At 47.3% G+C, this 20107-nt stretch carries 17 protein-coding genes; 8 read left to right on the top strand and 9 right to left on the bottom strand.

Annotated features, from left to right (window positions below):
• The first annotated feature begins 59 nt into the window (after positions 1-59).
• Positions 60-341 (top strand): helix-turn-helix transcriptional regulator, encoded by a 282-nt coding sequence (locus tag ACLVWU_RS10475; protein ID WP_340597225.1) that lies wholly within the window; start codon positions 60-62, stop codon positions 339-341.
• A gap of 68 nt (positions 342-409) precedes the next feature.
• On the opposite strand, the gene ACLVWU_RS10470 is transcribed toward ACLVWU_RS10475, so the two are convergent.
• Positions 410-631 carry a SlyX family protein gene (locus tag ACLVWU_RS10470; protein ID WP_413574643.1) on the bottom strand — a complete coding sequence of 74 codons (222 nt, stop codon included), beginning with the start codon at positions 629-631 and terminating at the stop codon, positions 410-412.
• 56 nt (positions 632-687) lie between these two features.
• A complete protein-coding gene (locus tag ACLVWU_RS10465) occupies positions 688-1614 on the bottom strand; it encodes an HD-GYP domain-containing protein (RefSeq protein ID WP_413574642.1) in 927 nt (308 codons plus the stop codon).
• A 68-nt stretch (positions 1615-1682) separates the two neighbouring features.
• Here ACLVWU_RS10465 and ACLVWU_RS10460 point away from each other — a divergent pair, with 68 nt between their 5' ends.
• Complete coding sequence (locus ACLVWU_RS10460) at positions 1683-2174, top strand: hypothetical protein (RefSeq protein WP_413574641.1); 492 nt, start codon at positions 1683-1685, stop codon at positions 2172-2174.
• On the opposite strand, the gene queG is transcribed toward ACLVWU_RS10460, so the two are convergent.
• Positions 2163-3212 carry a tRNA epoxyqueuosine(34) reductase QueG gene (gene queG / locus ACLVWU_RS10455; RefSeq protein ID WP_413574640.1) on the bottom strand — a complete coding sequence of 350 codons (1050 nt, stop codon included), beginning with the start codon at positions 3210-3212 and terminating at the stop codon, positions 2163-2165. The genes ACLVWU_RS10460 and queG overlap by 12 nt on opposite strands.
• 47 nt (positions 3213-3259) lie before the next feature.
• Between queG and ACLVWU_RS10450 the strand changes: the two genes are divergently transcribed.
• Genes ACLVWU_RS10450 through ACLVWU_RS10440 form a run of 3 tightly spaced genes read left to right on the top strand, consistent with a single transcriptional unit; the run spans position 3260 to position 5553 of the window.
• Positions 3260-4453, top strand: coding sequence for a CCA tRNA nucleotidyltransferase (locus ACLVWU_RS10450; protein ID WP_413574639.1), 1194 nt, complete (start codon positions 3260-3262; stop codon positions 4451-4453).
• 10 nt (positions 4454-4463) lie between these two features.
• Positions 4464-5087 (top strand): RDD family protein, encoded by a 624-nt coding sequence (locus ACLVWU_RS10445; RefSeq protein ID WP_413574638.1) that lies wholly within the window; start codon positions 4464-4466, stop codon positions 5085-5087.
• A gap of 1 nt (position 5088) precedes the next feature.
• Entirely contained in the window at positions 5089-5553 is a 465-nt protein-coding gene (locus ACLVWU_RS10440) for a hypothetical protein (RefSeq protein WP_413574637.1), read from the top strand.
• On the opposite strand, the gene ACLVWU_RS10435 is transcribed toward ACLVWU_RS10440, so the two are convergent.
• Genes ACLVWU_RS10435 through ACLVWU_RS10425 form a run of 3 tightly spaced genes read right to left on the bottom strand, consistent with a single transcriptional unit; the run spans position 5550 to position 7872 of the window.
• Positions 5550-6929 (bottom strand): HD-GYP domain-containing protein, encoded by a 1380-nt coding sequence (locus ACLVWU_RS10435; RefSeq protein ID WP_413574636.1) that lies wholly within the window; start codon positions 6927-6929, stop codon positions 5550-5552. The two genes, ACLVWU_RS10440 and ACLVWU_RS10435, sit on opposite strands and share 4 nt — an antisense overlap.
• Entirely contained in the window at positions 6929-7429 is a 501-nt protein-coding gene (locus ACLVWU_RS10430) for a chemotaxis protein CheX (RefSeq protein ID WP_413574635.1), read from the bottom strand. The genes ACLVWU_RS10435 and ACLVWU_RS10430 overlap by 1 nt, the downstream gene beginning before the upstream one ends.
• Positions 7430-7455: 26 nt before the next feature.
• Positions 7456-7872, bottom strand: a complete 417-nt coding sequence (locus ACLVWU_RS10425) for a response regulator (protein WP_413574634.1) — start codon at positions 7870-7872, stop codon at positions 7456-7458.
• A gap of 203 nt (positions 7873-8075) precedes the next feature.
• Here ACLVWU_RS10425 and ACLVWU_RS10420 point away from each other — a divergent pair, with 203 nt between their 5' ends.
• Together ACLVWU_RS10420 and ACLVWU_RS10415 are read left to right on the top strand one after the other, a co-directional pair.
• Positions 8076-8468, top strand: a complete 393-nt coding sequence (locus tag ACLVWU_RS10420) for a helix-turn-helix domain-containing protein (RefSeq protein WP_413574633.1) — start codon at positions 8076-8078, stop codon at positions 8466-8468.
• Positions 8469-8591: 123 nt separating this feature from the next.
• Complete coding sequence (locus ACLVWU_RS10415; protein WP_413574632.1) at positions 8592-9068, top strand: acyl-CoA thioesterase; 477 nt, start codon at positions 8592-8594, stop codon at positions 9066-9068.
• On the opposite strand, the gene ACLVWU_RS10410 is transcribed toward ACLVWU_RS10415, so the two are convergent.
• Positions 9065-9601 carry a hypothetical protein gene (locus ACLVWU_RS10410; RefSeq protein WP_413574631.1) on the bottom strand — a complete coding sequence of 179 codons (537 nt, stop codon included), beginning with the start codon at positions 9599-9601 and terminating at the stop codon, positions 9065-9067. The genes ACLVWU_RS10415 and ACLVWU_RS10410 overlap by 4 nt on opposite strands.
• A 187-nt stretch (positions 9602-9788) precedes the next feature.
• Complete coding sequence (gene hflX / locus ACLVWU_RS10405) at positions 9789-11054, bottom strand: GTPase HflX (protein ID WP_413574630.1); 1266 nt, start codon at positions 11052-11054, stop codon at positions 9789-9791.
• Between the two features lie 200 nt (positions 11055-11254).
• Between hflX and ACLVWU_RS10400 the strand changes: the two genes are divergently transcribed.
• Complete coding sequence (locus ACLVWU_RS10400) at positions 11255-19939, top strand: GH36-type glycosyl hydrolase domain-containing protein (RefSeq protein ID WP_413574629.1); 8685 nt, start codon at positions 11255-11257, stop codon at positions 19937-19939.
• Here ACLVWU_RS10400 and ACLVWU_RS10395 read toward each other — a convergent pair.
• On the bottom strand, positions 19920-20105 hold the full coding sequence (locus tag ACLVWU_RS10395; RefSeq protein ID WP_413574628.1) for a hypothetical protein: 186 nt from the start codon (positions 20103-20105) through the stop codon (positions 19920-19922). The genes ACLVWU_RS10400 and ACLVWU_RS10395 overlap by 20 nt on opposite strands.
• Positions 20106-20107: the final 2 nt, after the last annotated feature.

The following is a 20107-nucleotide window of genomic DNA, read 5'->3' as shown; positions in this document are numbered from 1 at the left end:
ATTGTGCGTCGCTGGTAGCGTTCGAAGTGGACACGGTACGTATCGGAGGAAATGTTAAAATGGCTACACAAGAAAATAAATTGGCAGCTTTTCTTAAAGAATGTCGTTTAAAATCTGGACTTTCTCAAAAGGAAGTTTCCACGGTTCTTGGTTATGAAACTGCACAATTTGTATCTAATTGGGAGCGCGGAGTTTCTTCCCCTCCAATTTCAAGTTTGTGGAAACTGGCTGGATTATACAAAATCTCAGCGCAAAAGTTGTTCGATGTGGTTTTGGAAGAAGAGCTTCGTTTGACAGCGATCAATTTGAAAACCCGCTTTAAGCAAGCTAAGTCTTCTTAGTAGTTTTATATCAAGTGTTTAATTAAAAAGAGCAGCTTCAAAGGCTGCTCTTTTTTTATGTGCATTTGTTAGTAGTGTGGCGGCTTTTCGTGTCCGCGGATTTCCGCATCGTCGCCTAAGGCGTCTTGCAAACGTTTATTCAGTCCCGACAATAGAGTTTCCAACTTGTCGATGGTTTTCTGTTGCTCATAGATCACCTGGTGAAGCTCTTCAATCACCACATCCTGGTGAGATACTTTGATTTCCAAATTTACGATACGAGATTCATCCACAGGGCATTCCTTAAACATTGGTTCTTATGGTATATGGCAGGGATATATCAGCTGCCCCCGTAGCATTCAATAGTTTAAACGCCCTTCATGATGTCGCTGAGGTGCTGAATATGCTGTAAAGGATGCTGACCTACGCGCTCTAGCATCAGTTTCTTTGCCGCCTCGTTTTTAGGGACACCTTCAAAGGTAATAAGGCGATCAATCGCATTCGCCGAGCAAACAATCACCGCCAGGGGATCTATATCTTTTTCACGCATACCTAAGGGGCCCGAGCCATCAATCAATTCTTCATGCTGGGCAATGATGTTAATCACGGTTTGATCAAAGTGTTTTTTGTCGCGTACTTGGGTGGCGCCTTCGGTGGGATGTTTCCACCATAGCAACTTATCAGCTGGATTCATTGCCGCGACTTTTTGATTTACATTCAAGCCCGTTAGGATGTGGCCATAGTCATGCAACAAGGCTCCCAAGGTCAGAAGCTGGGTTTTCTTAAGATCTGTGATTCCCAGTTTCTGCGCCAATGCAATTGCCAGGGTAGAGACGGTGACTCCATGATGGGCAATATTCTTGTCGGTGTTCTCCATGTTCATGATGGAAGACAGGGACTGTTGATTGCTCATGACGAAGCTTACGTACTTGCCTGCGGCATCTTTAGCATAGTTGTAAGTGGTTTCATTTTCAGGATTTTCAAAGACCTCTTCGGCATTTGATTGTTGTGCGCCCTGAATAACCTCAACCCGAGTTTGCAGATCTTTACCAGAGGAGTTGTCGTACGCCATATCCAAATTGCGGTCCACGTAACCGCGGTACATTTGCTCTTCGGTGGTAAGGATGTACATCTTGCGAAGTTGTTTTTCTTTCAGTCTTTTAAGGCGGTCACCTTCAAAACTGTCACCACGACGTAGGTAGAGGATCATCTTGTCATTGATTTTGATGTAGGCATTGAAATCAATTTTTTGGTCCCCTCTTAGGGTGCTCACGCGAATTGAGACATAATCCATTGCTTCCAAACCTCTCGATTGCTATCGTTAAACCAATGTCGATTGATAAAGAAATTGTAAAAGATTTTGTGAGCGAGTCAAAGACCTTGATTGAGGATCTGATAGATCTTCTCGAAGGTATTGAAGGCGATTTTTCTCAGGTGCAGAAATTGGCCGAATATGGGAACGGTGTCGACCGCATTATGGGGGGAGCAAAGAGTCTGGCTTTGTCTGCGCCCACAGATCACGCGGTTCATTTGATTTCTGACTACACAGCGCTTTGTAAAGCTGTCGGATACAAGGCTTCGCAAATTCAGGACAATCAAAGCCTTTTTGATGTGTGTGTCGCCACTTTATTGGACGGTTCTGAAACTTTAAGCACTCTTTTGGACCGTATTGATGAGCCTATGGCCAACCTGAAGACGACCATTCCCCAGGCGTTTATTGATCGATTACGTTGGGTTTCTGGTAAATTTTCAGACAGTGTTTCAGCCAGTGTCGATGCTCAAGGGGCCGCACCTGCAAAACAAAAATTGAAACAAAACGAAATTGACGACCTTTTGAAGAAGCTAGGTCTCTAGCTGCTTCAGCGTCCAGAGCGCAAGTTCGCCCAGTTTTTCATGCTCTTTCAGGGCTTCGACCTCAGGTTGAAGCTCTTTTAGTTTCCGGTTCGCGGTGACAATCAAAGCATTGCGTTTCAAACCAAAAGATCCGGCGCGGGCGAGTGGTGTGCCCAGGAAATCCCGTCCCAGTTTTTTTCCGGAACTATTCAAAATATACCGCAACTCCGCAGTGAGCTCGGCTTCGCGGTCGGCAGAAAGGGTCAAACTGCTTTCAACCGAAAGCTGCCCTTTAAAGACTTTTTGATTCCAAGGGCATACGGTCTGACACAAATCACAGCCAAAAAACCAATCGCCGATTTTTTCGCGCAAGGACTCTTCAGGTATCTGTCGGGATTCAATCGTCAGGTAAGAGATGCATTTGCGCGCATCCATTTTTCGCGGTTCAATCAAGGCTCCCGTGGGGCAGATATCCAAGCAGCGGGTGCAGGTTCCGCAAAAATCGGGCAAGGGCTCCACCGTGGTGGCAATCTTTAATGAAGTCACGATTTCACCGATAAAAAACAAGCTGCCTTTTTTTGGATGAATCACGCAGGTGTTTTTTCCGACCCAGCCCAAAGCGGCTTTTTTTGCCAGATCCCTTTCCAATAGGGGAGAGCTGTCAGTAAATGCCAAAAACTCCTCGTCAGGAAAGATCTTGCTTAATTCCACGCAAAGTTTTTGCATGCGCTCTTTAAACCAGAAGTGATAGTCGATCCCTTGGGCATACATGCTGACCCGGGCGGATTTCAGTGGGAAGTTTTCCATTTTTTCCGGGTGGGGGAAGTACGGCATCGCAAAGACCAAGGCACTTTCCGCGCGGGACCATTTGCTTTGAGGGTTTTCCTTGATCGGGGCGTGCTCGGCCAGATATTTCATCTCGCCATGCAGGCCTTCGGCAATCCAGCTGCGGTAAAAATCAAAACTTAGTGGATTCTGCAATGGCGCCCAACCGAAGTGGGAAACTCCCAATTCGGTTAAGAAAGGATCTAAAAGAGGTTTTATCTCCTGAGGCGTCACGCGAACAATTTCTTTCTTTCACCCGGTTTTTTTGTACACTTAAAGGCATGGATCAAGTTCGCACCATTTTGCAATCTCATCCCCATTGGTCAGCTGTCGAGGCAATCTATCACAGTTTAACCGACAAAGGCTATAAGGCGTTTTTGGCCGGAGGCTGTGTGCGTGATGCTTTATTGGGTTTTAAGGCCAATGATTTGGATATCGCCACTGATGCGACTCCGGATCAGATTGAGCAGCTCTTCGAAAAAACCATCAATGTGGGTAAAGTTTTCGGGGTGATGCGGGTTCTGATCGGTGGAGCAGATATCGAGGTCGCCACGTTCCGCAATGATGGCACCTACAAAGACGGCCGCCGGCCTGATCATGTCGAGTTCTCCTCCCCGGAAGAGGATGCCAAACGCCGTGATTTCACGGTGAATGCCTTGTTTTATGATCTAAAAAATCATCAGATTCTGGATTTCGTTGCCGGGCAGGTTGATTTACAAAAGCAGATCCTGCGCACCGTGGGCGATGCTAAAAAACGTTTTACTGAAGATCATCTGCGCCTGCTGCGTGGGGCTCGCTTTGCGGCGCAATTGGATTTTGCCGTCGAAAAGCAAACCATGGATGCGATGAAGGAAATGGCCGAGCTGGTGAAAACCGTCAGCGGGGAACGGCTGCGTGACGAAATGGGTAAGCTGCTTAAATCTCAAAACGTGCCCTTGGGGTTGCGGGTGATGCAAGACACGGGCTTGCAGTCGGTTCTTTTTCCTTGGAAAGCCATGGATGTGGAATGGACCAGTTATCCTGGCTGTGAGATCTGGCAGAATTTAAGCCTGTTTTTACGAAAGGCCGCGGCCGATGATCTGCAAAACAGCATAGACCTTTTAAAACTTTCCACTAAAGAGCGCCGCGGAATCGAAGATGCCTGGAATATCTGGCATGCCCCCGAGAATTTCTTCGCTCAGCGCTTGGGGCTGCAAATGCAGCAAATGCAGAAGCCCGGTGTCATGTGGGCCTTGGATGTTTTAATGAAGGAAGGCCACTTCGAAGACCGTATCCTGAGCTTGTTCAATGAATGTCGTGGCGTTGGCGAAGAACTGCCAAAACCTTTTTTGACCGGCGAGGATCTGAAGGGGAAACTGCAGGGGCCGGCTATTGGTGTCTGCCTGCAGGAGGCTTACAACCTGCAGTTGGAAAAAAAACTGGGAGATCGCAAACAAGCGCTCTCGTGGCTAGAAAATTATTTAAAGAAAGCTTAGGGAATTTAGGATGAACGACATCTATGTAGCCAGCACTTGGAAACGACTGATTGCCCAGCTTTTGGATCAGGTATTTTTGCTGGCTTGCTACCTGCCTTTTGGGGCCCTGTTTTACCGGGTGTGGTTCACTCAGGAAGATGTCGAGATTTCCGTATTTCACTTGTTCGTTCTGTTTATGGTGCCAGCTCTTTATGAGGCAGTATCCTTGATGCTGTTGTCTGCGACGCCGGGAAAATGGCTGTTGGGGCTGAAGGTTGTTCCTGCAGATGATCCCAGCAAGGAGTTGCTTTACACACAGTGTGTGTTGCGCCCTTTAACCAGTCGATTGACCTTCTTTTTCTCCTGGGCGATTTATGCGCTGGCCTTTTTTCGTTATGATCGAACGCATCTTTCTGACTGGGTTGCAGAAACACGGGTTGTTCAGTTTACTCCACGTCCCCAGCGTCCCACAGTGCGCTGGGTGGTGGGGACCTTGCTGATTTTATCCTACGCCTATGAAGGTCTGTTGTTTTCTTCAAATGTTATCAACGAAATTAACTGGAAAACCGGCAATGCCGACTTGCGTGCTTTGGTATCTGCAAGCTCCATGGACGATGTATCCGTGGACTTGGGTGATGATGTGGAGGAGGAGTAAAATGAAAATAGCAGCATTGTTGATTTCATTTCTATTTGTGTTGCCTCTGCGGGCTCAGTCTCCAGCTTCCGTGGATTTTTCAAAGATCAACTTTGTAGGTGTCCAAGTCTTGGGTCCTAGTGGAGACAACTCCTTCCCTTGGGCAGTAAAACCCATGGTGAATGGCTGGGAGGATCTGTACAAGAAACTGGAACAGGTTTCTGGCACACAGATTTCCTCGCAGATTTTTTATCTTGCAGAAAAAACTTCGTTCAAGAATATCTTTGTCTTTGTGGGGCGTGATGGTGCCGGAGATTATCAATTCGTGAATGTGTTTTACACGATGTCAGGGCAAATGTACGGCTCTAATATGAAAATCAAAAACGTCGAACGTGATCGCCTGGATGTCGCCCAAGGAATTCCCAATGAACAACCCAAAGACTATTACCGCGTTGTCTCTAAGAACGGGACTTTATTTCCCAACTAAGGTTTGAATTTTTTGGCGATGGTGCTGATCATAACCAGGTCGAATTGACCGTTGCCGGAGATAGCATCGTCTTTCATGCTGTTCATTGCGATTTGCGGAGCCAGGGCAGAGGCCTGATCGCGCAAAGCAGTCAGCTGATGAAATGAATAGGCGATGCTTAAAAGTTTACCAAATGCAGTGATGTCATCTGTTTGCAAAGCTTTGGGAAAGCCACGGCCGCCAGGCAGTTCGCGGTGTTGCATAATACCGTCTTGAATGTCCTGGTTGATCGGAACTTTTTTGGCTTTCACCATGTTCACTGAGCGCTCAGGATAGAACTTGTAATCATGGGCCTGCTCGCCAGATAGCTTCTCAACGTCAATTTCAGTCGCAGAAAAGTTAGCCTGGGAAAGTCCAATGTTGTGCAAAAGACCCGCAATCGCTGCGGACTCGCGCTTTTCTTCGGGCCAATCCAAAAGCTGCGCAAAATAAGCGGCGAAAGCTGAAATACACAAAGCATCGTGATAGTACGAACGAGTATTGCCAGTGTAACGGCAAACCTCATCATAGATTTCAGCCTGCGGAAGAGTCTTGTTCAGTTCCAGTTCAGTGATAATGGTTTTGCATTTATCCAGAATCGCCTTACCCATGGAGTAGTCACCAGAGGCTGCGTTCAGGAATTGCTGCATAAACTCATAGATATTCTTTTTAGAGCGATGAAACTTCTCGGTCATAGAGATCGGGAAGGGGATATTACGCATGCTCATGATCGTACGGGCAAACTCAAAGAACTGCTTCATTTGGGTTTTCTTGACGTACATTTGCTGGCGCATGGTTTTGAACTTGTCGACATGGCGTTCTTCGATTACGTCACCACTGTGGCGCAAAACTACCGATCTATGATTTGCCGGCAAGTGAACATAGACATCAAAGTTCAACGTGATGTTGGGCTCCATGTCACGCAAATCCACGGGCATCAAAGCAGTGATAGGGATGTTTTCCCCTTCAAGCTCAATCGGTGCCAGTTGTAAAACCATATCCGAGATAAACTCCCGGTCAAAATTGATGTGCATCACTTCGTCGGCACCGTTCTTTTTAACGATTCCAAAATCCAGAGGCGCAGAGGAATGAAGTACGATTAAGTGGCAGTCGGGATAGTTCATTTTGGTGGTCTGAACCCACTCATTAGTGGAGTTCGTGCCGCCAGCACCATCGATCAATGCCAGGATAGGTTTGAATTCTGCGTTGGAGGAAGCATCGATGATTTCATCGACGCTTTTGAATTGCTGCAAGATGTACGGGTAGTAGCCCTTGAGAACTGATTGAATGGTCTCAAGAAAGCCCGGAAAGGGGCTTCCTATGATAACATCCACAGTTTTTCCAGGGCTGGCTGACATTATTGCACCGTGATCTCCACGTAGAATGTGGAGTTATTGGACAGATTAAAAGGGATGACCAGAGTCGCGCCTTTATCCGCCTGAGTAATATTAAAATTACCAGAAATTACCGTAGGAATTGCCATCTCGAAGTTGTAGCCCATTTGATTCAGGGTCGTCTTTGCCGAGCCATAAATCATGTTGGTCATTTCACCAACTGCATCCTGAACTTCGCTATTAATCTCAGTGTGTTTTTCCCCAAGCATATTCTCCAAAATATGGAAGATGGAATCCTTGCCGTAAGAGATCAAAAGAGTGCCCTTAAGTGGGGGAGCAACCATACCCACCATTCCCGCAATTTCGCCTTTTAAAACGAATGACGGTTCGATAAATGGTTTTCCAGGCGTGGCATCAGTTTGGGCAATGGTCTTTAAGGTCTTAATAACCCCATCGACGAATGCATTTATAAGACGCTTGTCAAATAGTGGATTCATTGCATCCACTTTCGGTGCTGCTGACATTTCAAATACTCCTTAAATGCATTCAGTTAGGCGGCTTTAGTGCCAGCGTGTTTAGCCCATACGCGTTCCATTTTCCCCTTCAAAGTCTGGGAATTGAATGGCTTGACCACGTAGTCGGAAACTCCGGCTTTTGCTGCTTCAAGGATGTGTTTTTGCTCGGACTCAGCTGTTACCAGCATGAATGGCGTCGCTTTAAAGCGAGGGTCTGCCTTGCAGGCCTTCAAAAGGTCGATACCCTGCATGCCCGGCATATTCCAGTCAGAGATAATGAACTCGTATGGCTTACCTGCGTCGTGAGCTGCTTGGATCATTGGAAGGGCGGTTTTACCATCGTCCGCTTCCTCGACGTTTGTGTAGCCAAGTTCGTTTAAAACCTTTTTGATGATTTTTCGCATTGTAGAAAAGTCGTCAACGATCAAAAATTTGGTCGTATTGGGAAACATAATATCTCCTAAGGGTCTATTTTGTGTAAAATCTACTTCATTATCGGTCTAGTTTTTTAAAACTAGAGTCCAAAGCTATTGCGAATCTCAGAATTTATGTCAGACTTTATTACAGGTGGTCGTGCTGCTTTTGGACATGAGTCCTGGGCGGTACAAACGGTTTAGATAGAAAAATAAAAAACAATTAGCGGGAGGGAGCAAGGATGCTCAGAGATGTCCTGATTCAAAAAGGTCTTTCAAATAGAGAGGCAGAAGTTGCAGAACTTGTGTCTAAAGGCTTGTCCAACAAGGAAGTTGCGAACCAGCTTTTTGTAACTGAAAAAACAGTTAAATTTCACCTTACAAACATCTACAAAAAGATGAATGTGAAATCTCGTGCACAATTGATCGTATGGTGCTTGCCTCACCTTGGTTTCGTGGAAAGCGAAATCCGCGCAGAGAGCAACAACCAAAATGCGACTACTGCTCAGGCTTACAACAATAACCAGACGCAAACGATCCCAGCAGGATCAGCGACTGTAGCAGGTGCTACTACTCTTCCAGGTGGCGGAATGAACCGTAATGGTAACTCCGACATCGGTATGGGTGGCATCTAATATAGACGCCCAAAGCGTTGACTGAACTCCCAGAGAGTTTAGTATAAAAGGCACGGCATAATATGCTGTGCCTTTTGTTTTTTTTTGGATTACAAAGGCGTCTTTCGTGAAAGGCTCCATCCTATGGCTAAATCTTCGAAGCCCGTTTCTTTTTCTCAGGTTGTAATGACCCAACTGGTTCTTCCATCGCACACCAATGCATTGGGCTCGGTGTTCGGCGGAACGATCATGTCGTGGATCGATATCGCCGCAGCGATTGCAGCACAACGCCATTCAAATAAAGACGTAGTTACTGCATCTATTGATCGCATCAATTTTGTGGCTCCGGTTTATAAAGGCTGGGTCGTTAATTTGAAGGCGAGCGTAAACTACACTTCGCGCACTTCCATGGAAGTCGGGGTTCGTGTTGATGCAGAGGATCCAAAAACCGGCGAAACCTTTCATACAGCAACGGCCTACACCACGTTTGTAGCCTTGGGTGCCAATGGTAAGCCAATTGAGGTGCCAGGGTTGGAATTAAACACTGAGGACGACAAGCGTCGCTACAACGAGGGTAAGGCTCGTCGTGAGCAACGTCTTAAGGAAAAGCGTCAGGATTAGTTGGGGTCTTGAGGTTGGCTGCGATCATACAGCAGCCTTAATCCATAGACCTGGACGAATACGAAAACAATCATCATGAACTTCATAAAAAACTCCAAGAGTTGTTCCAGAATTGGAACGGAGCTGAGGGGTTTTGTCATTTGATAGATGATCAAAGTCAGTATTGAAATAATCAGATTTCCGAAGATAAGCTCCACCCGCATGCGGTTTAGGAAGATCACCGGATTTAAAGCCACGATCAATAACATCGCAATCGCATGGTTGATAATCGCAGGAATGGTCATTAAAACTCCCAGTGAGGCATACATCAGCAAAGTCTGAATGATGACTGCCTGCTGGTTTTTTTCAGGAGTAAAATAAGTTGTAGTAACGACTCCAATGATCGCAATAAGGGCGAGGCCCGCGAGCTTAATCAGGGGGACATCCATTGCCAGGTAATAGAAGCAAAAGGTCAGGCTGACTGCCCAAACGCTCAGGCAAACATACTTCCCGAGATGATTTTGATTTACTGTAAAATTACTGCTACCGAACATACAATTACAAATCCCTGCCAACGTTATACGGGCGCGATATGGGATTATTATATCTGACATTCGACAGTTACATCATTTTGATCCAGCAACACTTTAAAATAGAATCCTGTTTTGAGTCACTTCAGTGCTCCAGATTATTTTAAAAATATGCGGATGGCCTCGCCTTTTTTTTTGGCGGGCTGTTTGACTATTTTACGATGTAGTCTTTCCAGCGGTTGATCAGCGAAGGTGTCAATTGTGTATAGCAGACGGTGCCTTCAGTTGCAGTTTCTTTTCTGCTGATCTGCGCTTCGCGACCTAAATCGAAAATTTTGTATTCTTCGGCGCGTGGGAAGTAAAGCTGCACATCGGTTTGCATTTCGCTCACCATTTGCGCCATAAGTTTTTTCAATTGTTCCATGCCCTGTCCGGTCAGAGCGCTGACGAAGACGCGTGGGTATTGTTTAACTCGGAACTGGCGCTCGACTGGAGCCGCATCAACTTTATTGAAGACGTGGATGATTTTCTTGTCAGCCCAGTTGAACTCTTTAATCAACTCTTCCACGACTTCGATTTGTCTTTCCATGTTGGGTGAAGACAGATCTACCACATGAAGTAAAACATCCGCTTCTGCAGATTCTTCAAGTGTTGCTTTAAAGGCTTCGATGAGCTGTGTCGGAAGTTTACGTATGAATCCCACGGTGTCAGTCACGACTGCGGGTGGTCCGTCGTTTAGGAAAATTTTGCGGGTTGTGGGATCCAGTGTTGCGAACACCTGATTTTTGGTCATGACTTGCGCGCCAGTCAGGCGATTCAACAATGAACTTTTGCCCGAGTTGGTATAACCAATAAGGGCAAAAGATGGAATCTCGTGGCGTCGACGGGACTGTCTGTGTTGTGCGCGGTTTTGGCGCACACCTTCCAGTTTCTTTTTAATTAAAGCCACGCGCTCGCGGATGCGACGACGGTCATTCTCGAGGGCGGTTTCCCCCGGGCCGCGAGTTCCGATACCACCACCTTGGCGCGACAGGGATTCTAGCCAAGCACCGACCATGCGGGGCATTTGATCTAGCAACTGTGCAAGCTCCACTTGAAGTTTTCCTTCAAAAGTCTGCGCACGTTGGGCGAAAATATCCAGGATCAATTGATTGCGATCCACCACACGCACTTTAACTATTTGTTCTAAGTTTCTTTGTTGAACGCCAGAAAGCTGATGGTCCATCACCACAATGGTGGCTTGGCTGTCGCGAACCATTTCCGCAACTTCTTCAACTTTTCCAGATCCGATCAGGGTGGCAGGATTCCAAGAGGGCAGAACCTGGATGATTGAGCCGACAACTTCGCCGCCTGCAGCAGTGACGAGCTCTTCCAGTTCCAGCAGATTTTCTTTGATTTCGGTGAGTGGCTCGGTCTTTAAACCGACCCCGATGACAATGGCTCTATCATGAACTTTGACATGGGCTTGTTGACTCAAATCGAAGAACCCTCCCTTGGTCTGACTTAATTCTAGCACTCTTGGGGTATCGGTCAAAGACAAATTTTAGCCATTTTTGCCTTTGCGCAAAGGCCTTTGGGCCCATGCATTTCCACAAATTAAGACACGTGAACTTGGCCCTGTGGGTTAAACAAATCAAAATTTTCTTTTAATGCAGATGGTTTGTTGTGGGAGTCGGGATGGCGAAAAAGTTCAATATTTCTCAGCAGGATATTTTGGAATTACCTATTAAAGCTGAGATTTTCAGTACCGAGAGGCTTGAGGAATATGCAGCTTATCTGGGGGAAAACCTACAGACGGGGAAATCTACCCGGTCTCGAAAGACTCTATTAAAGCGCAGCTCTGAAAATGGGAAGAAGCTTCTGGTCGCTTATCGCCTGCTGGCTACGGTGGGACGAAAAAAGGAATCAGTCTCTCCAGCTGCTGAATGGCTCATCGATAATTTTCATATCGTCGAAGAGCAACTGCGGGAGATTGAAGAAGATCTTCCGCCATCATTCTATTCTGAACTTCCCAAGGCGACTGAAGGTGAGCTTGCTGGATACCCTCGTATTTACGCTCTGGCTTTGGCATTGATGGCGCATTCAGACAGTCGTTTGACTGTGGATTTGATTCGTCGTTTTGTGCTGGGCTTTCAAACGCGCAGCTATCTGAAAATGGGGGAGCTGTGGGCTGTGGCGATCACCCTGCGGATTGCATTGGTGGAAAATCTGCGGCGGGTGGCCTTGCGTATTGCCTGGGATTTTAACCAGTCAGCCATGGCAGATGATCTGGTGGAGCAGCTACTGGAAAACGTCCGTCGCCCTAAAAAGTTTCAAAAGTATTTAAAGCAAATCGTCAGCCACTGCGAAGGTTCGGTGGAAACTGAATTGACCTTTATTGCCCAGGTGGCGAAGCGTCTGCGTGATGCCGAGGCGGATGTCTGGCCCGTCATCGAGGCCATGAATATTGAACTAGGCAAAGTGAATTTGAATATCGAGCAAATCGTCGCCCGGGAGCATCAGCATCAAGCCTCCAGTCAGGTGACTATTGCCAATATTATTTCCAGCATGCGGCTGATCAGCAATATCGACTGGAAGATATTTTTTGAAAGTGTTAGCTATATTGATCGCCTTTTGGAGGCGGATCCCACTGGTGACTATGCAAAGATGGAATTTGTCACTCGGGATGATTATCGTCATAATATCGAGCGAATCGGCAAGCGAACTAAAACTCCCGAGCAGAATATCGCAAAACGCGCTATTGAAAGAAGTCAGCAGGATCAATGCCATGTGGGTTACTATCTTTATGGTAAGGGCCTGCGCCTATTGGAAGGGGACTTTAAATACCGTCCACGCTTTCGTGAATCCTGGTTGCGATTGACCTTGCGCAATCCCACATTGGTCTATTTTTCAAGTATCGCCGTTCTAATATGCTTAACGATGATTGGTCCCATTGATTACGCCATGAAAAATACCAAAATTTGGTATGGAATGGTGGCAGCCGTTTTTGCTATGTTTATTCCGTTCAGTGATTTGGCTGTGACTTTGTTTAACTATCTTTTGACCCGAATTGTCCAACCAAGAAGACTTGCGAAAATGGATTTTCGCAAAGGAGTTCCGGCAGAATATCGCACTCTGGTGATAATTCCTTGTTTGCTTGCAGATCAGGAAACCATCGAGGTCCTGGTTGAGCGAATTGAAGTTCACTATCTGGGGAATCTGGATTCGCAGGTTTACTTTGCTCTTGCCACTGATTTTATGGATTCCGATAGTGAGCATCGCCCCGAAGATGAAAAGCTGGTGTCGCTGGCTCGCCAGGGAATAGAACGCCTTAATGAAAAGCATGGTGCAGACCGTTTCTTTTTACTGCACCGAAAACGTCTTTGGAATCCCCATGAAAAAAAATGGATGGGATGGGAGCGAAAGCGCGGCAAAATCGAAGAACTCAATCGAATTCTTTTAGGTAAGGGTGAAACCAGTTACACGGTTATGACGATCCCGGAAGAGCTGGTTCGCACATTTAAGTATGTGATCACCCTGGATGCAGACACCCAACTGGGATTGGAAGGTGCGCGCCATCTCATTGGTGTGGCATCGCATCCTCTGAATCGTGCTAAGTTCAGTGAACTGCGCCGCCGCGTGACCGAGGGGTACGGCATCATCCAGCCTCGCGTTAGCATATCTTTGGAAAGTTCCTCGCGATCAGTTTTTGCTTCGGTTTTCTCTGGTCATACGGGAATAGATCCCTATACCACAGCGGTGTCTGACGTTTATCAGGATTTATTCAATGAGGGCAGCTTCACAGGTAAAGGTCTGTATGATATCGAGGCTTTTGATCGATCTTTAGAGGGTCGGGTCCCTGATAACACCATATTGAGTCATGACTTATTTGAAGGACTATACGCGCGTACCGCGCTGGTGACGGACATTGAAGTGATGGATGACTATCCCAGTTCCTACAAAAGCTTTTCAGCCCGGGCTCATCGTTGGGTGCGCGGCGACTGGCAAGTGGGACCTTGGACTTTGCCCTTCGTAAAAAACCGTGATGGGAAATTGATGGTGAATGACCTGCCTCTTATTTCTCGCTGGAAAATCTGGGATAATCTTCGTCGCAGTTTGGTTGCTCCTTGTTTGATGTTCTTATATGTGGCTTCTTGGTTGATTCTGCCGGGGGATGCATGGTTCTGGACGGGTGTAGCGACGGTGACCATTGCCATTCCGATTTTTCTACAGCTGATAAATGCTTTGATGGTGTCACCTCGCGGTGGCAGTTGGACCAGTAGTTTTTGGAGTGAGCTTGGAAAGATCCAAACCCATATAGGTCAGTTTTTATTGTCTTTGGTTTTTCTGCCTCATCGTGCCGTCAATGATGTGGATGCTATTGTACGGGCGATTTACCGTACACGAGTTTCCAAAACAAAACGGCTGGAATGGATGACAGCGGCCTCTGCAGAAAAACAAGATACTTATAGTGGGTCGTTTTGGCGAAGTACGGTGGGGGTTGAAACAATTCTTGCCGTTATCTTGCTGGCCGTTATTATTCGATGGAATTTTAATGTTGCGCTGGTCGCTATCCCGTTTTTGACAATGTGGGCTGTGTATCCCTGGATGGCGAAACTTACGCAGAGGAAGATTGAAAAGAAGCGGGAAGAACTATCCCTCGAGGACAACGAGTATCTATTCAAAGTGGCTCGCCGAATCTGGTTCTTCTTTGAAACTTTCGTGACTGCAAAAGACAATTGGCTTCCACCAGATAACGTGCAGGAAGATCCCGAGCAGGTTGTTGCCCATAGAACATCACCCACCAATATGGGGCTGTATGGACTTTCAATTCTTTCCGCACGGGATTTTGGATTTATTTCGGTCCGAGCCGCTGCAGATCGACTGCGCGATCACTTTGCAACTTTGTCGAAGTTAGAGCGCTATCGTGGGCATTTTCTGAACTGGTACGATACTTTGAATTTAGCACCTTTGTATCCGCAATACGTGTCTACGGTCGATAGCGGAAACATGGCAGGGTATTTATTGGTTCTCAAAGAGGGCGCTCAAGAGTTGCTCGAAGCTCCGCTATTTAATGCCAGCTGCCTTCATGCACTGAAGACAAATCTGGAGTTCATGGAGGAGGAAGTAAAAAAACTTCAGTTGCAACGTCAAGAGACCGGCTCCTTAAGTGCGACTCATCTTGTGGAACAAATCAACAGCACCCGGCAAATTCTTGAAGAGGGCGCGCCAGGCACAATGTCTCAATGGGCCGGGCTGGTTCGCGCCATTCAGTTTTCTGTGGAAGACTTCAAAGACAGTCTTGATGCGCTGGAAGTCGAGCATGGCAGTCGATTCTATTACAAACTTCGTGGTTGGACCAACTCGTTAAATACCCTGGTGGTTGATCTTAAGAAAGACACCGAGCTCTTTGTCCTGACCCAGATGATAAGTCCCGAGAGTAAAGCCTGGTTGGCAACTATTCCGGGGTATGCGGATCTTGATCAAGTGCGGCCCTTGTTGATGACGGCAGAGATCTATCGAAACTTCTTCAGTCATCTTAGTGGTATTCCGGAAAGTGAATTGCCTGCAGAAATAATCAAGTTTCGCGACTTGGGGCTGAAGACCCTAAATAACACAGTTGGATTATGCGGTGACCTGCAAAAGTTATCTGAATTGTGTGAAACCTTCTTTACCGAGATGGATTTTAGTTTTCTGATTGAAAAAGACCGCGAGGTTTTTTCAATCGGCTTCAATGTCAGTGAAAATCGTCATGATAATTCCTATTACGACCTGCTGGCCTCTGAGTGTCGACTGGCCAGTTTTGTGGCCATCGCCAAGCGGGACGTTCCTGCAAAACACTGGTTTCGCTTGGGTAGACAGCTCGTACCGGTCGAAGGAAAGCGCGCCCTGGTTTCCTGGTCGGCATCCATGTTCGAGTACTTAATGCCACATCTGGTGATGAAAAGTTATGAAAACACTCTGATTGGTGAAACGCTCTATGCCGTCGTAGATCGACAGATCAGTTATGGAAAAAAGCTCAACGTGCCTTGGGGGATTTCAGAAGCCGGTTACAATGCCCGGGACTTGAATTACAACTATCAATACGGTCCATTCGGAATTCCTGGTTTGGGTTTGAAGCGGGGCTTGGGGCATGATCTGGTGGTCTCGCCTTATTCCAGTTTTCTGGCGGCCCTGGTTGAACCAGTCATTGCCACCAAGAATCTGCGAAGTATGCAAACTCCGGAAATTCTGACCGAGTATGGTTTTATTGAAGCCATTGACTATACTCCCGAGCGGATTGCTCCGGAGCAGCCCTACGCCCTTGTTAAATCCTATATGGCCCATCATCAGGGCATGAGTCTGATCGCCATCGACAATATTCTTAATGCCGAAATCATGCAGAATCGCTTTCATGCAGAACCACGAGTGCGGGCCGCGCAAATGCTATTGCAGGAAAGAGTTCCGGAATACATGGCCTTGACCGAACCAAAAGCAGCAGAGATCGAATGGGAAAGTGCCGGGGATTCGCTGATGAAGTCCTTTGTGCGTGTCTATGACGAGGCCCCTCATCACAGTCCGCGGGTCCAGATTTTGTCCAATGGCGACTATTCATTGATGTTGTCAACAGGCGGGTCGGGATTTTCCAAGTTTGGAAAGCTTGCGATCACGCGTTGGCGTGAAGATGCGACTCGCGATAATTGGGGGCAGTATATTTATATTCGCGATGTCGAAATGAATCAGGCCTGGTCTGCGACCTACTTACCGTATCTTCGTAAACCTGATTCTTACAAAGCAGTTTTTTCAGAAGATCAGGTGGAGTTCATCAGAAAGGATCTGGATATCAAGACAGTCACCAGGGTGATTGTTGCTCCGGAAGACAACCTGGAACTGCGTGAGATCACGCTGACTAATATGACTGGCGAGGAAAAGATTCTTGAACTGACAAGTTATCTGGAGCCAGTGCTGGCGACCATGGCAGCCGATCACGCGCATCCCGGATTTAGTAACCTCTTTTTGCAAACAGACTATCTGGAACAAAAGCGCTGTCTGACCGTTAAAAGGCGGCCCCGTTCCAGTGAGCAAAGTGAAATTTATGGCTTTCACGGTATTGTCATTGATTCTGAATTTGTTGGAGAGGTCGAGTATGAAACGGATCGATCCAGATTTATCGGACGGGGACGTGATACCACCAACCCTGTGGCGTTGAAGGTGGGGAGCACTTTGTCCAATAGTATCGGTTCAGTTTTGGATCCGGCACTAAGTCTTCGGGTGAAACTGCGGGTGCCTCCCGGTGGAATTCGCAAAGTTACTTTTAAAACCGGATATGCCGCCGGTTACGATGAGCTTTTGCAGTTGGTTGATCGCTATCAGGATGCCCACTCCTTTGATCGGGAATCAAAATTAGCCTGGACTAAATCCAGAATTGATCTGCGCCATCTGGGGATGGATGCCGAGTCCGCGTACTCGTTTCAACGATTGGCAGAGCGGTTGTATTTTTCTGATCCTTCCATGCGACAGCCCGCGCAGTTTCTGGCCCAGCACACGCGCGAACAGGCAAGTTTGTGGCCGTTTGGTATCAGTGGCGATGTGCCCATAGTGGCGGTGATGATCGGTGATAAAAAGGACATGGGATTGGTGCGCAAACTTTTGCGCGGTCACGAATACCTGCGATTGAAAGGTCTGGCATTTGATCTGGTGATCATGAATGAATCCAAATCCACGTACTTGCAGGACTTGCAGGACGAGGTGCAGTGGCAGATACGTTATGCCGGCCTACATGATTGGATGAACAAGCAAGGGGGGATTTTCAGTCTGAAGCTGGATACACTTCAGGAAGGGGATCGATCTTTGATTCAAGCCATGGCGCGCGTGGTGATTTCCAGTGACGCCGGCACTTTCAAAGAACAGGTGTCACGCAAAGTCTTGCCTATTAAGTATGCCGAGAGTTTTTCAGCCAAAGCACAGCCTCATTCCTACGAGCATAAAAAGTCCACACCCAAGAATCTGCAATACTTTAACGGACTGGGGGGCTTTTCTGAAGATGGTCGCGAGTACGTGATCAGTCTGCAGGAAGATCAATGGCCTCCTGCACCTTGGATCAATGTTATAGCTAATAGCAATGATTTTGGTTTTCAAGTCAGTGAATCAGGATCAGGATTCACCTGGGCTGTGAACTCGCGGGAAAACAGAATCACTCCATGGTCGAATGATTCAGTTTCAGATCCTAACACTGAAATCATTTACATTCGCGACGATGATTCGGGCGAGATTTGGACTCCGACTCCGTTGCCAATTCGAAATCGGGAACAATACACTGTTCGACACGGTCAGGGATATTCAGTCTTTGAGCACAACGCCTATGGTCTTTCGCACGAATTGACGATGTTTGTGCCGGCATCGGACACGGTGAAAATCACACGTTTGAAAATCCGGAACATCAGTGGGCGCAATCGACGCTTGTCGTTTTGGGCCTATGTGGAATGGGTATTGGGAAATCTGCGCGAAAAATCCGCTCCCTATGTTCTGTGTGAAGTGGACGGGGAGAAAACCCTGTTTGCCACAAATTCCTACAATCATGAGTTCGCGGAGCGCGTTTCTTTTTTCCGGACGAGCGCCGAAGTGCAATCATATTCCTGCGATCGCAAGGAGTTCTTAGGACGCAATAAATCATACTCGAATCCCGAAGCTTTAAAACGCCGGGGTTTAAGTGGCTACACAGGTATCGGTCAGGATCCTTGCGCGGCTTTACAGGCAAGTTATTTTGTTAGGGATCAGGAAGAAATTGAAATCGTATTTTTGCTGGGACAAGCACCGACTAAAGAGGCGGCACAAAGTCTTTCTGAAAAGTATCTTACTCCTGATTCCATTGAAGCTGCTCTTCGGGGTGTTCATGAAATGTGGGATCATCATTTAGGGGCGATTCAGGTATCCACACCGGAGCCTTCGCTGAATTTGATGGTGAATCGCTGGTCGCTGTATCAGTCCTTGGTGTGTCGTTTATGGGCGCGTTCGGCGTTTTATCAATCGGGCGGCGCCTATGGTTTCCGCGATCAATTGCAGGACTGTATGGCCTTTGTGTATTCCACACCCGAGATCGCCCGCGAACATATCTTGCGTGCAGCTGCTCGGCAGTTCCCGGAAGGAGATGTTCAGCACTGGTGGCATCCACCGACCGGCAGAGGTGTGCGCACGCATTTCGCGGATGATCTTTTGTGGCTTCCTTATGTTGTCGCGCACTATATTCGTGTCACGGGGGATCGCGGGATTCTGGATCAGGAAGTACCTTTTATCGACGCGCCTTTGCTGACGCCTGAACAAGAAGACTCTTACACTCAGCCAAAAATCAGCGACGAAAAGGCGACGTTACATAATCATTGTCTGCGCACGCTTGAGCATTCCATGAAAGTCGGGGCCCACGGGTTGCCCCTGATTGGTTCCGGTGATTGGAATGATGGGATGAATCGTATTGGTGAAAAGGGCAAGGGTGAAAGCGTGTGGATGGGATGGTTCCTGCACAAAGTGATTCATGACTATCTGCCATTCTGTGATGCTGAAACAACTCAGCGTTATGAACAGCACATGGCTCGGCTTCGCGAGGCCATTGAAACCAAAGCCTGGGATGGCGAGTGGTATCGTCGTGCCTACTTTGATGATGGCACTCCGCTGGGAACTTCTGAAGGACAGGAATGTCGAATCGATTCCCTGTCGCAGACCTGGTCTATTTTGTCGGGCGTGGGTCAGCCAGAAAGACAACGACTGGCGATGAGTAAGGTTGAAGAAAATCTGATCGTGAAAGAGAAGGGCTTGATTAAGCTGTTAATGCCGGCCTTTGATAAAACAAAACTGGATCCGGGCTACATCAAAGGATATGTACCGGGAGTTCGTGAAAATGGGGGACAGTACACTCATGCAGCGATTTGGGTGGTGATGGCCTTCGCAAAGCTACAGGAACGGGAAAAGGTTTTGGAACTTTATAATATTATTAATCCGATACATCACGGGCGAACGCGGGCGGGAATGCAGAAGTATAAAATCGAGCCTTATGTGATTGCGGCAGATGTGTATGCAGTCGAGCCTCATGTCGGGCGCGGAGGCTGGAGTTGGTACACGGGATCTGCAAGCTGGTTCTATCGTGCAGGGCTGGAGTCGGTGCTGGGTTTTAGTGTCGTCAATGGTGAAATCATCATCGCCCCCTGTGTGCCAGAAAGCTGGAGCAGTTTTGATATCACGTATCGCTTTAAAAGCACTACCTATGTGATCAAAGTGCAGATCTCGAAAAAAGGAGTCTTGCCAGAAAAACGAATTCCTTTGGTAGACAGCGGCGGTCGACAGGAAATTCTTTTGGAGTACCGGGATGAACCGGCGACGACGACAAAGAAATTTACCGATTCTCACCCTTAGTGCGGGTGGGAGGTTTGGTGGTGATGGCGTCGCGCTTGTAGTGATTGATCAGCAAGGTGAAGCTTTGTGTGAAGGACAAGGAGTTAAGGGATTCGTAAAGGTTTTCCTTGTTTGAAGGTTGAAGAATAGGTTTGTTTTTGTTTTCGGGTTTTGGGAATTCCGCCATTA

This window comes from Bdellovibrio sp. HCB290, from assembly GCF_047305925.1.
Classification (GTDB): domain Bacteria; phylum Bdellovibrionota; class Bdellovibrionia; order Bdellovibrionales; family Bdellovibrionaceae; genus Bdellovibrio.
The sequence above is the reverse complement of the archived record's forward strand: the minus strand, read 5'-3'. Positions and strand labels throughout refer to the sequence as shown.